Source organism: Marinobacter sp. MDS2 (genome assembly GCF_030718085.1).
GTDB lineage: Bacteria > Pseudomonadota > Gammaproteobacteria > Pseudomonadales > Oleiphilaceae > Marinobacter.
On record NZ_JAVAJF010000001.1, the window covers coordinates 734,288 to 748,083 of the forward strand.

Below are 13,796 nucleotides of genomic sequence, written 5' to 3' on the forward strand. Positions count from 1 at the left end.
CCGATTATAGCGGCCCTGTTTTCGAATACAAACCACCGGTACCTGCACCACCTCTCAAACTCCAAACTTTTAACGCCGGTTGCATTTATCCAACCCCCTCTGCACTCTGTGGGGTCAGACCCCCGATACATTTCGCGCCATCAAATGCGCGGGGGTCTGACCCCATTGTTGAAGAGTCGAGTTATGAGCACGAATGACTTTAAGGTGGAACACCGCTATCTGGAGTTGCCAGACAGTTTCTATTCCCGGGTGATGCCCCAGCCGCTTTCCGGCGCGAAGATGGTGTGTTTTAACCACGCCCTTGCCGAGCAGATGGGCTTCCACGCTCGCAATGAAGATGACTGGACCAACATCGGTGCAGGGGCGGAGCTGCTGGAAGGCATGGACCCCGTTGCCATGAAGTACACCGGCCACCAGTTCGGCGTCTACAACCCTGAACTGGGCGATGGCCGTGGTTTGCTGCTCTGGGAAACCGTTGCACCCGATGGCACTCGTTGGGACTGGCATTTGAAAGGTGCAGGCAACACCCCTTACTCCCGTTTCGGGGATGGCCGGGCGGTATTGCGCTCCACCATTCGGGAATACCTGTGTTCTGAGGCCATGCACGGCCTGGGTATTCCCACCACCCGCGCACTGTTTATGGTGAGCGCGAAAGACCCGGTGCGCAGGGAATCCCTTGAAACTGCTGCCTCCCTTATGCGCGTCGCCCAAAGCCATATTCGCTTCGGCCACTTTGAATTCGCCGCACACCACGAAGGCCCGGACGCGGTGAAAACGCTGCTGGAGCACGTCATCAGCCTGCACTTCCCGCACCTGATCAACCTGCCTGAAGAACAGCGCCATGCCCGCTGGCTGGAAGAAGTAGTCGAACGCACGGCCCGTTTGATCGCCGACTGGCAAGCCGTCGGTTTCTGCCACGGCGTAATGAACAGCGACAACATGTCGATCATCGGCGACACCTTCGACTACGGCCCCTACGCCTTCCTGGACGATTTCGACGCCGGTTACATCTGCAACCACACAGACCAAGGCGGCCGATACGCCTACAACCGCCAGCCGCAAATGGGCTTCACCAACTGCCAATATCTGGCCAGCGCACTGCTGCCGGTGATGGAGGAAGACACCATTCGCCGGAGCCTAAGCCATTACGAAAGCGCCTACAACGAACGCTTCAAACACAACATGTGCGGCAAACTCGGATTGGAAGAAAGCGACGAGGGCGACCTCGGCCTGATCATGGAAACCTTCAGCATGCTGCACGAACACAAAGTGGACTACACCCACTTCTTCCGCGGCCTCTCTAACCTGAGTCGCCACGGCCACGGGCCGGTTCGGGATCTATTTGTCGATCGCAGCATCGCAAACGAATGGCTGGAGCGTTACCAAGCACGCCTGCAAAACGAAACCCGCGCCCACGACGAGCGTGAATACGCCATGCGCCAGGTAAACCCGAAATACATCCTGCGCAACTATCTCGCCCAGCAAGTGATACTGGAAGCCCAAAACGGCGACTACGCCCCGATGAAAGAACTACTGAAGGTGCTGGAAAACCCGTTTGATGAGCACCCCAATCATGAACAATTCGCCGCCCCACCCCCGGACTGGGGCAAGCATATGAACATCAGCTGCTCATCCTAAGATTGGGGTCAGACCCCCAATACATTTGGCCGCGCGAAATGTTCGGGGGTCTGACCCCAGTTTAAGATTTGGCGGGCGCTAGGGCATCCAGGCGGGCGGCGTGTTTGAAGAGGTAGAGCACCAGAAGGATGGCGGGGATGCCCATGGCCGCGGCCACGGCGAAGAATTCGGCGTAGCCGAAGTTGGCCACTACGATGCCAGAGAAGCCGCCGAGGAATTTGCCGGGCAAGGTCATCAGTGAGCTGAACAGCGCGTATTGAGTGGCGGTGAAGGAAGCACTGGTCATGCTGGACAACCAGGCAATCAACGCCACGTTGGCGATGCCGCCGCTGAGGTTGTCGGCACTGACCACCACCGCCAACGTCACCAAATCCGGCGGGTTCTGGGCCAGCCAGACGAACAGCAAATTAGTCGCCGCGGTCAGTACGGCACCAGCAAGCAAGATACGCCGAACACCGTAACGCATCACCAGCACGCCACCCACCAGCGAACCGACAATGGTCATCAGGAAACCAAACACTTTGGTCACATCCGCCACTTCGGTTTTACTGAAGCCCATGAAGTTCAGATAGAACGGATTGGCCATCACGCCCATGGCGATGTCGGATATCCGGTACACCGCCACCAGCACCAAAATGGCGATCGCCAGTTCCTTGTAGCGACGAAAGAAATCCACAAACGGCCCGGCAATGGCGGCATAGAACCAACCCACGAAACGGGCAACCCGCGGGGGAAAATGGGTGCGCTTGCTCGCTTCTTCTTCAATCTTGTGGGCAATATCCTGCGCTGCAGCGTAGTGGTTCACTTCAGGTTCCCGCGCCAACAACACGGTTAACGCACCCACGCCTACCAACGCCGCCATCACCAGATACGACACTTCCCACGACCAAAACGCGGCCAGGTATAGCGCCCCGGCACCGGCCACCAATAGCGCCAGCCGGTAACCAAATATGTACGTCCCCGCTAAAGCGGCCTGCAGCCGCTCTTCCGCGATCTCAATGCGGTAGGCATCAATCGCCACATCTTGGGTAGCGGAGGAAAACGCCACCAACAAACCACACAGCGCCATCATCTCCGGCGCTTTTACCGGATCTACGGTGGCCATCAGGAACAGGCCCAGCGCAATGCCCGCCTGCGCCAATAAAATCCAACTTCGCCGTTTACCAAACAGCCGGTCCAGCAGCGGCAACTTCAGCCGATCCACCACCGGTGCCCAGATCACCTTGATGGAATAGGTAATACCCAGCCAGCTGAAAAACCCGATGGTGGCCGTCTCCACGCCCACATCCGCCAGCCGCGCATTCAGCGTAGAAAACACCAACAAAAAAGGCAGCCCGGCAGAAAACCCGAGAAACAGCATGACAATCGACTGCCAGCGGGTATAGGTGTAAACAGATTCCCGGAGCAGGGTCAGAAGGGAGCTGAGTTGGATAGGTTAATCTCCTGGGTCACAAAACAAAGGCCGGGCATCAAAGACCCGGCCCTGGAGCTCATCAATCGCGGAAGTTATTAAACTGCAGCGGAATATCCAGCTCCGCCTCACGCAACATGGCAATAGCTTCCTGCAAATCATCTCGCTTCTTGCCGGTTACCCGTACCTTGTCGCCCTGGATGCTGGCCTGCACCTTCATCTTCTTGTCTTTGATCATCTTCACGATCTTCTTGGCCATATCCGTCTCGATGCCCTGCTTCAGCGCGAAGTGCTGTTTCACCAGTTTGCCGGCTTTGCTTTCGCCGTCTTCCGCCAGTGCACGGCTGTCGATGTTGCGCTTGGCGAAGGCCATCCGCATCATTTCCACCAATTGCTCCAGCTGGAATTCCTGCTCGGCGCTCAGTGTCAGGCGCTTGTCTTCCAGCTCAATGCCGGCTTCTACGTTTTTAAAGTCCCAACGGTTGCCCAAATCGCGCTTGGCTTGGTCCACTGCGTTGGTCACTTCGTGCATTTCAATTTCTGAAACAATATCAAAAGATGGCATAGTCGTTATTCTCCAAAGGCCGCCGAGGGTATACTAGGGCGACATTTTAAATTCCGGATGATAGAAACCGCCAAAGCATACCAAGAGCGGCAACTAATCGCATCTGACAATGGCCTGGTAACAAGTAGATACACAATGCCCAATCTCGACCTACCCATTCTCGTAGTAGATGACGCCAAATTCAGCAGTATGGTGGTCGGCCGCACCTTGCGAAATGCCGGTTACCGCGACATACGCGTAGCCAACAACGCGCCCGCCGCTCTGAAACTCATGGAAGAACGCCCGGTAAGCGTGCTCATTGCCGACTGGCTGATGCCGGAAATGGATGGCCTGGAACTGGCCGACCGCGTGCGCCAGCACGATGAGCACGACAACCACTACACCTACATCATGCTGCTGACCGCCAAAGAAAGCGTAGAAGCCTTGTCGGAAGCCTTTGATCGAGGCGTGGACGACTTCATCTACAAGTCAGACATGACCAAGCAGCTGATCCCCCGAATCTTTGCTGCCGACCGCATGGCAGATCGCCAGAACACCCTGCTACGGGCCAACGCCCTCTTGGTCGAGAACAACCAGGAACTCGAAAGCAACAACATCATCGATCTGGAAACCGGCCTATGCAACGCCAAGTACGCCCGCCAGCGCTTGGAGAAAACCCTGCGCCACGCGGAATCCCGAGGCGGCTCCACCGCTTACGTGATGTGCGGCATCCGCAACTGGCAGGAACTGAAACGCAAGCACCCACCCAGCATCATGAGCGAATTGTGCGTGGGCATCGCCCGCCGACTGAGCACCTTGATTCGCCCGATCGACGCCTTGTGCCGCGTAGGTGACAACCAGTTTGCCACCGTGTCTTACTTCTCGAACAGCGATCACTGCACCACAACGGCCTTTCGCCGAATTTTCGACGGCATCAACCACAAGGCGCTGAAAACATCGGCAGGGTATATTTCTGTGGAAGCCGGCATGGTGCTGTGCCGCGCCAGTGCCGAAGACGGTACACCAACCGTACAAGATGTCGAACGGGCCGCCGTACAAGGCCTGGTAGACGCTTACGAAACCCGGCGCTTTACCGAAACCAAACCGGAATTACGCCAAGGTGTGTAGCAAATACATTCAGTAACACTGCGACACACATCACAAACAGACCGAACGTTCGAAAAGCCCTATTCTAAATTTGTGGGATCAAGCAGTACCCACCCATGGCGGAGGAGCCGTGTAGTACCTCCGCCGCCGTATGGGTGCTCTCCCCCAGGATCAACGAATTTTTCAGGCACTTTCGTTCTTTCCGAATACTATTTAGCCAGCTCCGATGAGCTGGCTTTCTTTTTATGGGGCTACTGCTTTTCGATATTCTCCCGGCGTTTGCCCTGCCGCCGCCTTGAACTTCCGATGAAACGACGTGGTTTCGTTATAGCCAAGCCGTAACGCAATGTCCGGTATACTCATCTCGGTATCGCGCAAATAATCTTCTGCCATCTGCTGGCGTACCTCGTCCAACAACTTCTGATACGAAGCGCCCTCCTGGCTTAGCTTGCGCTGCAAGGTTCGGCTGGTCATTCCCAAATCCTCGGCAATCATATCCTGCCGGGTGATGCCTCGAGCGAGTTGCCGTTGAATCCCCTGCTTTACCTTGGTGGTCAGGTCGGTATCGGTTTCCAGCTCCGCCAATTGCGATAACGCGTGGGCTTCCAGAGTTTTTCGAAGCAACGGGTCTGGCTGGCGCAACCGCTCAGACAACAGCTCTTTGCTCAACGACAGGGTGTTTTCCTTGGCCCCGAACTCCACCGGGCAGCCCCAACGCTTCTGATATTCGCCTTCCAGCTCCGCCCCGGGCGTTTTTCGCTGCAAGGTCACGCGTAGTGGCGAAGCCTCGTTGGTATCGGCCAGCCAACGGGCGTAATTCACCCATGAAGAAAACACGTTATCCACCACGTGGGGCTGAACTATTGGGTCGGTGTAATTGCAGCGCCACACCAACGTCACGGTATCACCCGACATTTGCAGCCGGGTGGTCCCCATATCGCCCACCAACTTTTCATAAGGCGCGATACGAGTAACGGCCTCGCCCAGTGTGGCGCAACTCATGGTGATATAACCCAGCACACTGTAAGAACCCGGCTGCACGAAATCACCGGTTTCCAAACCTAGAATCGAGTTATTCGATCGCTCCGCCAGCAAACGCAGGAAGGTTTGAAACTGCTCGCCGTCGATGCGACCCTCATCACTCTCCAAGATGTCTTCAGACAGCCCGGACTGGCGCAACAAATCCGCCACGGCCAACGAGTTGGCATCGGCGAAGCGAACGTATTGACGAAGTGCAGCTACAGAAGCGGTTCCCAACGGGGTCATGGCGCAGGCTTTGGTTGTTAGAGTTTTCAGCAGAGTATAACCAAAAACGCCCGGCATTGTGCCGGGCGTTTTTGATTCAATCAGACTGCTCTCAGAGCGAGCGGCCTTTACCGGCTGCAATACGCAACCGCAGCGCGTTCAGCTTGATGAAGCCTTCCGCGTCTTTCTGATCGTAGGCACCGTGATCTTCTTCGAAGGTCGCGATGGTTTCGTCGAACAGAGAGTCGTCTGACTTACGGCCAACCACGTCTACGTTGCCTTTGTACAGCTTCAGGCGAACCGTACCGTTTACGTATTCCTGGGTTTGGTCGATCAGCGCCTGCAGAGCTTCACGCTCAGGCGACCACCAGTAACCGTTGTAGATCACTTCGGCATAACGCGGCATCAGGCTGTCTTTCAGGTGCGCCACTTCGCGGTCCAGAGTGATGGACTCGATCGCACGGTGCGCACGCAGCATGATGGTGCCGCCCGGTGTTTCGTAGCAACCACGGGACTTCATGCCCACGTAGCGGTTCTCTACGATGTCCAAGCGACCGATGCCGTTGGCACCTGCCATCTTGTTCAGGTTTTCCAGAACTTCGTGCGCCTTCAGCTCCTGACCGTCGATGGCAACAATGTCGCCCTTGCGGTAAGTCAGCTCAACGTACGTCGGTTCGTTCGGAGCATCTTCCGGAGACACACTCCAACGCCACATGTCTTCCTCGGCTTCCGCCCAAGGATCTTCCAGATTCATGCCTTCGTAAGAGATGTGCAGCAGGTTGGCATCCATGGAGTACGGGCTCTTGCCCTTCTTCATTTCAACCGGAATGTTGCGCTCTTCACAATACTTCAGCAGCTTCTCGCGGGAGTTCAGATCCCACTCACGCCACGGTGCAATCACCTTCACGCCCGGCTTCAGTGCGTAAGCACCCAACTCGAAACGTACCTGGTCGTTACCCTTACCGGTCGCGCCGTGAGAAATGGCATCGGCGCCTGTTTCGTTAGCAATCTCGATCAAACGGCGGGAGATCAGCGGGCGGGCAATAGAAGTACCCAGCAGGTACTCGCCTTCATAGATGGTGTTCGCGCGGAACATCGGGAACACGTAGTCGCGCACAAACTCTTCGCGCAGGTCCTCGATGTAAATTTCCTTAACGCCCAAGGCTTCCGCCTTCGCACGCGCCGGCTCTACTTCCTCGCCTTGGCCGATGTCGGCGGTAAAGGTCACCACCTCACAGTTGTAAGTATCCTGCAACCACCGAACAATAACGGAAGTATCCAGGCCGCCGGAATAGGCCAGAACCACCTTTTTAATATCAGACATGTCTGTGCTCCAGACTGATCAGAATGGATGTAACAAAAAGAAGAGGCATATTGTACGGGATGGCGGGGGAGTTGGCTATTGGGAGGTGCGTTCACCCTCTCCCACGAAGGGAGGGGGTGTCGCGGAATTTAGATATCAGCCAACGTGTGCGGTTTGGGTAACCGCTTCTTCGCGGATGCCGTCCCAGCCTTCTTTGATGGAGCGGAGGAGGCTAATGACTTCGTCCAGTTTGGCCATGTCGTTCTTGGCGCTGGCCTCTAGAAGCGTGCGCTCCATGTAGTCGTACAACGCTTCCAAGCGGGTTGCTAGCTCACCGCCCTTTTCAAAGTCCAGAAAGCTTTTTAGGCCACCAATGATTTCGATGGCCTTGCCGATTAGCTTGCCTTTGCCTTCGTAATCTTTCGCCTGCATACGGGCTTTGGCCATGTTAATGCGTTCGATCGCCCCGTTATATAACAACTGAATCAGCTTGTGGGGGTCCGCATCGGTGATGCTGGTTTGGGTGTTAACACGTTGGTACGCTTGTAGACCGTTCATAGCTAACCTCTTTAACTCTAATCGGATTCAACCGATCAATTGTTCTGATTGTTCTGCGGAGCCAGCGCAGCCAACTGCTGAGAAACATAGTTACCGGTACTCTGAAACTGCGCAATAAGCGCGTCGGCAGCGGAAAACTGCTTTACCAACCTAGCTCGTAAAGACTCGATTCTGTCATTCAATTGAGTACGCTGATCTTGGATATCGTCAAGCGTCCGACTCAAACCTTCTGTTCGGTTATCGAGCCGGCCACTGAACTTCACATATTCATCCACCGCATTGAGCGCACTTGATGCAATGCCTGCTTCGCCTGAGAACAAGGCCCTTACATCTTCCGGATGATCAGCCAGCTGCGTCTTGAATTCGCTGGCATCGAAATCCAACTTACCGGTATCCGGATTGGTTGAAATACCAAGATCGGCCAGCATCCGAACTGGGGAGTTCTGAAGGTCGGCCGGAATACTTGTCAGCATGCCCCGCAATTCATTTTGAAGACTGCGAATGGTGGAATCGCCTGTAAGCGCTCCACCACGATCCGTGGCCGCATCGTACCCAGACGCGTTTTTGATCACGTCTTGCAGAGCATTGTACTTATCGACAAATTCTTGGACCCGCTCTGTCACCGCATCCGGGTCTGAATTGATGGCAACCGTAGACGTGCCCGTCGATTTCAAATCAAAGGTCACACCCTCTACAACGCCTTCAACGGTATTCGAGGAACGTGTAATCGCAATCCCGTTCACTTCCAGCTCAGCATCCAGAGCCGCAACGGTTTCACTCATGCCTGTGCCGCTTCCGTCATAAGCAAACTGAGACAACCCGGCGTCACCCGAAGCGGTCACACTAACGGCGTTAGCAGTTCCACTCTCATCGGAGGTCATCACCAAACGGTAGCCCGAACCTGTATCCACCACCCCAGCCGATACCCCCGCCCCAGCATCGTTAATAGCATTCGCGATGCCCTCAAGGGTGTTATTGCTGTCATCGATGGTTACTTCCGTTGTCACACCGCCCACCTCAAAGGTGAGCGTACCATTGCCAAAGGTCGTCGCATCTTTATCCGCTTGACTGGCGGAAGCCAACGACTGACGCTGGGCCAATTGCGTGACGTTCAGCGTATAGGAGCCCCTTGAGACATTGCCCTCATCAATGGTAGCACCTGCAACCGCCTCGTTGGAGATGCTCGACGTGTACGCGTCAAAAGCCGCCCCTGACTTCAAGCCGTCTAAAGGCGACTTCATCTCTTCCAACGCATTCTTCAACGCACCGAACGCCGAGATTTTGGCCTGTATCGACCTTTCTTTGCTATTCAGACGCTCTTCTGTAGGAACGCGCTCAGCCGCGACAAGCTTGTCGACAAGGTCAGCACTGAAAATGCCTGATCCTACTCCGAGTGAAGAAATTGATGCCATGATGCGCCTCCATAGGGGCTAAACTGCACGTATGTCTACCGGTATATAAGAGTTATCGGCAGCAAGCGGAAAAACTTTGCCGCTTTTTACACTTTAGATACAAACATTATAGGCCTTAACGAAAAACACCGTCGGCTCTTGCGAGACTGACGGTGTTAGCAGCTGGCCCTCAGCCCTAGCGCCGAAACGCCCTGAGCTAAAATGACGGGCCTCAAACCTTGATATCAAACAACGTCAGCGGTTCTTCATGCTGCAAGTTTTTTGCCAACCTTAGCGCAACCTCGTCCGGGATCTGACGAATCACTTCCTGGGTTTCGCTATCCACAACTCGAACGATCGTCTCGCCACGCTCCAAATCGACTTCAAACTGCAAGTCTCGCTGTACGTTTTGTACGTAATCGTTGAGCCGCGTGACCGCTTCACCAAGCTCTTCAGGCTGAATTTCAGCGCCAGTCGGCTGAGCTCGCCCTACAGATGAAGAGTCCGCCGCGATTTCGCGACTTACGGGCTGAACCTGCTGAGTGCCGGGAACCTGGCCAGCAGCCTCAACAAACTTCATATTTGGGCCATACAACTTCATGTCATTCATAGACCACCCCGCTAGCACAAAAACCAGCCTTCCTTACGAAAGACTGGCTTTATCATCTATCTAACCGCTTCAATTACTGAAGCAGGGACAGAACCTGGTTTGGACGGGCGTTTGCCTGTGCCAGTACCGAGATGCCAGCCTGCTGCAACACGTTGGCCTTGGCCATTTTGGCAGACTCGGCGGCAAAGTCGGCGTCCAAAATTCGACTGTTTGAAGCGCTCAGATTCTCAAGGTTTGTCGAAAGGTTGTTGATTGTGCTCTCAAACCGGTTTTGTACCGCACCCAGATCAGCTCGAAATGCATTCACTTCCGAGAGCGCACCGTCAATGGTAGCCAACGCAGCGCTCGCACCACCTGCAGAAGAAATCGAAATTCCACTGATACCTAGGCCAGTAGCGTTCATGGTTGAATCGAAAGCAATATCAATGGTTTGCCCGGCGTTTGCACCAACCTGGAACGAAACTGCCGACCCCAAACTACCATCCAAAACATTCAAACCATTAAACTGGGTATCAGTGGATATACGACCAATCTCCGCTACGCGCTGATTAACCTCAGCCTGCAGTAAAGCACGATCGTCATCGGTGTTAGAGCCGTTAGCTGCCTGAACAGCCAACTCACGGATACGCTGGAGGTTAGCAACCGTTTCGTCGAGACCGCCCTCTGCAGTCTGAACCATTGAAATACCGTCGTTAGCATTTCTTTGTGCAACGGTCAGGCCACGGATCTGAGTATCAAAACGTGTAGAGATGGCCAAACCTGCAGCATCGTCTTTAGCCGAGTTAATGCGCAAGCCTGAAGACAACCGCTCCATTGCCTGATTCGCCATACCCTGCGACTTCGAAAGCTGATTCTGAGCGTTCAGTGAGGCAATGTTAGTGTTGATTCCGAGAGCCATAATGCTTCCCCTTCGAGATTGTGTAGAGACACTTTAGAATGGCCAGCTCCCAGTTAATATTTAGGGAAAGCTGCCCTGATACTCTTCTTAACGGCAGCTGTTCCGATCGCTTTAGAATTCTTTTAATTATTAGTGTAACAAAATGTTATCCCCCAAACTCCGGCAGACTGGGTTCTGCATTCATAAGCCGAGTTGTCACCCAAGGATCGTCCTCAGGAGGCTGATTAGATAAGATAACTGACGAAAAATGCATGGGCAGTTTTTCAAGAAAGGATTTAAACGTCGCGACCCAATGATCTAAAAAGGGTTGCAAGTCCTTGTCTTCGTGCGCTAGCCCATGACAAAGCCCGGTCTGCAGAAAGCGTTGAACTGTTCCCTTCAGGATTTGCCAGCCCATCAACTGGATAACAACGGGAGATTGCCGATCACTGCCTGGCCCGACTCTATTGAGGTGATCTCGAACCTCGTTACACACAACAATGAGATCCTTACGCCCCCGAAGCCGACTACTTTTTAGTACTAACAAAAATTCTCGGGCCCTCTCCGCAACCTCTTTAGCAACATCCCCGAATAACTGTTGTGTATCAAACGTTGGCATACCTTTAAAGCAAGCTTCTAACGCTTCCAGCTCTCGGGCTAGAGCTACCGTCTCAGGCTCGAGGAGCTTACCTAGCTCCTCAGGTGACAGCCACTCTGCCCCTTCGATTAGAGCTCCATCCGAACAATTCCGCACCGAAAAGTTAAGCCTTTGGTTCTTACGGTCGAGCAAAAAATTTTCCACAGCCCGCTTAGCCGTAAAGTAATCTCCTTGGGTTATTATCGTGGTTCCGTTAACACCTTGAGTTTCAAATTTTGGCCGAGCTTCCGTGCCTCTCGCCGTTTCTTTCTGGAACCGAGAAGCGAAGTCGGTTCGGGACTCCTGTCCATACACAGAAAATCGCGAGTGATGCTGCGACTTATCCTGATACCCATAGTCTGTTCCGAACAAAAATAAATTTCGAAATCCGAAGGCAAACGCCAGCGCAAGCGCCGCATTGGTGCAAGTTGGGGAGCAGCCAGGAATGGCGTCTGCGTTCAGCCCCAAAAACGCGGGAATGTAGTACTCATTGGAGAGATAAAACTGATAGCGCTCAAACAAGGGAGGAACAAGTGGATTTACACTGATCGTACATAGCAGGGTGATACCTTTCAGGCCGTATTGCTCCTCAATATCTTTAAGCATCTCATAGATCATATAATCGGCATCCAGCTCGACATGGAAGTCCGGCCGGATGCCATGACTAAGAAGCGCCCGAAGACCAGTGCCTGCGCTAATGACGATCATTTTTCCCCTATTCGCTTTCAGCCCGTCGATACGCGCATCAAGCGACGGCCCACTACCAACTATCGCGACTGGTACCTGCGATTCATCTAATTGATAGGGTTTAACCTGCCCCCCTCCCATTCTCAAGTTATGAAACACATTCCGAAAGCCTCTCAGCTCAAAATCGTAGTTACCCCAGTTTGCACCCACAACCGGCAAATCGTTTTCCAAATCCTTGGCGATTCGATACAAATCGACATTGGCTAAGTGGTTGTAGTAGCTAGTCAAATAAGGGTAAAGCGGTACGATTTCAGCAAGTTTGGCACCAAGCACTCGTCTAATATTTTCTTCATCGTGCCTAGTCGCTATACAAAAAGAGATAGACCGCCCTTTTTCTCGGAAACGAGCACAAATCTCTTCCCAATCGACCGAGAATAACGTCAAATAAAAACGGTCAGGGTCAGGCTCAAAAACAACGGCATCAATCACTTCCATTTGGGCCGTCAGGCTGTCTATGTGATACCCAAGACCGCACCCCAGAAATACGACCGATGGCAATACAGTGCCTCGATAATAGCCTTTGAATGTAGACGGAGTCAGTCGACTCTTTACCAAGCTCTCCCGCACATATTTAGAAGCAAACCGTGCGCTCTCATTCACCTCTAGGTACAAAGGCGGAACAGTATTCATAGGTTTTTCAGGCAAATTGTTATTTATAAATTGCTGCACTTCTGCCTGAGAATATTCTCGCGCGAGATGCCGATAAACAGACCGCCCGCGATCAACAAGATCAACGTCATCTCTACCTGGCGTGATGCTTAGCTCGCAATGACGCGGTTCGTAGTTAGCAAAAAACCCGAAAATCTCAGGACGGTATCTCTGAAAGTACAGTAGATTTTTTTGCTTACGTCTTAAGAACGGCGCGGCAATATCTTCATCGTTAACAGACATCAAGGATTCCTCGTTAAAGATTCAGGTTATTAAGGATGTCTTCGAGATAGGTTTCTGCAGTCTTCGCTGCAGTACAAGACGATTATCCGGTGAGATCAAAGGATTTCTCCCGGCTTTTTGGGCGACGCAATGAAATTCATGGCGAAAAAAGAGTCAAAAATCACGCCAACTCATTGCTTTATTTTAGATTTCTGGCTTTTAGGGCCGACCGTTTTGACAGACTTCGTACCAGAACCAATGTTAAGCAACAATAAATCGAATATCACCAACTAGACGACCATCCAAAACAATCCGGTTACGGCTGAAGCGATCTTTAATGTTCTGATAGTTTTCGATCTGTATCTGCCCACTGCACTCAGGCAAACGCTCATTAAGAATAATCTGGCCGAAAACCCATTTACCCTCGGTAAGAGGAAGCTTCTCACTATGAAGTCTCTTAGTAAGTGCCACGATATTCTCAATCATTGAGAACTTTGAATCGAATGGCCGAAGAATCTTGTCTTCGCTAATCTCAGCGCCAGAACAAAGCCCCCCTTCATCAAACTCATAACGATCAGACACCGAGGCCCCTTGTTCCACCACCCAAAACTTTACGTCTAAGCCCTCCTGACTGACGTGCCAACGCCCTTGGCAAATGATCCGGGCATCCGGACTGTCAGGAGCCGAGAACAGTATAGCGCATTGCCTATCGCCAAAAAGACGGAACGACATTTCCTTCAAATAGCCACTTTTTCTGGTTTCCAAAAACTGAGTTACCGACTGAAACAGGTCTGTGCCATGAATATAGGTTCGTCCACCTTTGAATCTGAAATCCGGTAGCATTGTTAATTCAGACAA

At 53.1% G+C, this 13,796-nt stretch carries 12 protein-coding genes; 2 read left to right on the forward strand and 10 right to left on the reverse strand.

Features of this window, described 5'->3' with window-relative positions; genetic code table 11:
• Positions 1-183 precede the first annotated feature (183 nt).
• Positions 184-1,638 (forward strand): YdiU family protein, encoded by a 1,455-nt coding sequence (locus tag Q9245_RS03515; protein ID WP_305895856.1) that lies wholly within the window; start codon positions 184-186, stop codon positions 1,636-1,638.
• A gap of 61 nt (positions 1,639-1,699) precedes the next feature.
• Here the strand turns inward: Q9245_RS03515 and Q9245_RS03520 are convergent, their stop codons facing one another.
• Both Q9245_RS03520 and Q9245_RS03525 read right to left on the reverse strand, forming a co-directional pair.
• On the reverse strand, positions 1,700-2,998 hold the full coding sequence (locus Q9245_RS03520) for an MFS transporter (protein ID WP_305895857.1): 1,299 nt from the start codon (positions 2,996-2,998) through the stop codon (positions 1,700-1,702).
• 133 nt (positions 2,999-3,131) lie between these two features.
• On the reverse strand, positions 3,132-3,614 hold the full coding sequence (locus Q9245_RS03525) for a YajQ family cyclic di-GMP-binding protein (protein WP_247064945.1): 483 nt from the start codon (positions 3,612-3,614) through the stop codon (positions 3,132-3,134).
• 135 nt (positions 3,615-3,749) lie between these two features.
• On the opposite strand from Q9245_RS03525, the gene Q9245_RS03530 reads away from it, so the two are divergent.
• The gene (locus Q9245_RS03530) at positions 3,750-4,721 is read left to right on the forward strand and encodes a response regulator (protein ID WP_305895858.1); all 972 of its coding nucleotides are present in this window, start codon (positions 3,750-3,752) and stop codon (positions 4,719-4,721) included.
• 222 nt (positions 4,722-4,943) lie between these two features.
• Here Q9245_RS03530 and Q9245_RS03535 read toward each other — a convergent pair whose 3' ends face one another.
• The 8 genes from Q9245_RS03535 to Q9245_RS03570 all read right to left on the reverse strand — a co-directional run bounded on the left by Q9245_RS03535 (position 4,944) and on the right by Q9245_RS03570 (position 13,796).
• A complete protein-coding gene (locus Q9245_RS03535) occupies positions 4,944-5,966 on the reverse strand; it encodes an AraC family transcriptional regulator (RefSeq protein WP_305895859.1) in 1,023 nt (340 codons plus the stop codon).
• 91 nt (positions 5,967-6,057) lie between these two features.
• Positions 6,058-7,269 (reverse strand): argininosuccinate synthase, encoded by a 1,212-nt coding sequence (locus tag Q9245_RS03540; RefSeq protein ID WP_305895860.1) that lies wholly within the window; start codon positions 7,267-7,269, stop codon positions 6,058-6,060.
• A 135-nt stretch (positions 7,270-7,404) separates the two neighbouring features.
• Entirely contained in the window at positions 7,405-7,806 is a 402-nt protein-coding gene (gene fliS / locus Q9245_RS03545) for a flagellar export chaperone FliS (RefSeq protein ID WP_305895861.1), read from the reverse strand.
• A 35-nt stretch (positions 7,807-7,841) separates the two neighbouring features.
• On the reverse strand, positions 7,842-9,218 hold the full coding sequence (fliD, locus tag Q9245_RS03550) for a flagellar filament capping protein FliD (protein ID WP_305895862.1): 1,377 nt from the start codon (positions 9,216-9,218) through the stop codon (positions 7,842-7,844).
• 211 nt (positions 9,219-9,429) lie between these two features.
• Entirely contained in the window at positions 9,430-9,807 is a 378-nt protein-coding gene (locus Q9245_RS03555; protein WP_305895863.1) for a flagellar protein FlaG, read from the reverse strand.
• Positions 9,808-9,880: 73 nt separating this feature from the next.
• Complete coding sequence (locus Q9245_RS03560; protein WP_305895864.1) at positions 9,881-10,705, reverse strand: flagellin domain-containing protein; 825 nt, start codon at positions 10,703-10,705, stop codon at positions 9,881-9,883.
• Positions 10,706-10,850: 145 nt separating this feature from the next.
• Positions 10,851-12,959, reverse strand: a complete 2,109-nt coding sequence (locus Q9245_RS03565; RefSeq protein WP_305895865.1) for a motility associated factor glycosyltransferase family protein — start codon at positions 12,957-12,959, stop codon at positions 10,851-10,853.
• A 240-nt stretch (positions 12,960-13,199) separates the two neighbouring features.
• Positions 13,200-13,796: a hypothetical protein gene (locus tag Q9245_RS03570; protein WP_305895866.1), complete on the reverse strand. Its 597-nt coding sequence runs from the start codon at positions 13,794-13,796 to the stop codon at positions 13,200-13,202.

What these genes read in the sequence shown, in the direction of transcription:
- Q9245_RS03525 (WP_247064945.1), bottom strand. Translation starts at nt 3,614, where the DNA reads ATGCCATCTTTTGATATTGTTTCAGAAATTGAAATGCACGAAGTGACC.
- Q9245_RS03530 (WP_305895858.1), top strand. Translation starts at nt 3,750, where the DNA reads ATGCCCAATCTCGACCTACCCATTCTCGTAGTAGATGACGCCAAATTC.
- Q9245_RS03555 (WP_305895863.1), bottom strand. Translation starts at nt 9,807, where the DNA reads ATGAATGACATGAAGTTGTATGGCCCAAATATGAAGTTTGTTGAGGCT.
- Q9245_RS03560 (WP_305895864.1), bottom strand. Translation starts at nt 10,705, where the DNA reads ATGGCTCTCGGAATCAACACTAACATTGCCTCACTGAACGCTCAGAAT.
- fliD (WP_305895862.1), bottom strand. Translation starts at nt 9,218, where the DNA reads ATGGCATCAATTTCTTCACTCGGAGTAGGATCAGGCATTTTCAGTGCT.
- fliS (WP_305895861.1), bottom strand. Translation starts at nt 7,806, where the DNA reads ATGAACGGTCTACAAGCGTACCAACGTGTTAACACCCAAACCAGCATC.
- Q9245_RS03520 (WP_305895857.1), bottom strand. Translation starts at nt 2,998, where the DNA reads ATGCTGTTTCTCGGGTTTTCTGCCGGGCTGCCTTTTTTGTTGGTGTTT.
- Q9245_RS03565 (WP_305895865.1), bottom strand. Translation starts at nt 12,959, where the DNA reads ATGTCTGTTAACGATGAAGATATTGCCGCGCCGTTCTTAAGACGTAAG.
- Q9245_RS03515 (WP_305895856.1), top strand. Translation starts at nt 184, where the DNA reads ATGAGCACGAATGACTTTAAGGTGGAACACCGCTATCTGGAGTTGCCA.
- Q9245_RS03540 (WP_305895860.1), bottom strand. Translation starts at nt 7,269, where the DNA reads ATGTCTGATATTAAAAAGGTGGTTCTGGCCTATTCCGGCGGCCTGGAT.
- Q9245_RS03535 (WP_305895859.1), bottom strand. Translation starts at nt 5,966, where the DNA reads ATGACCCCGTTGGGAACCGCTTCTGTAGCTGCACTTCGTCAATACGTT.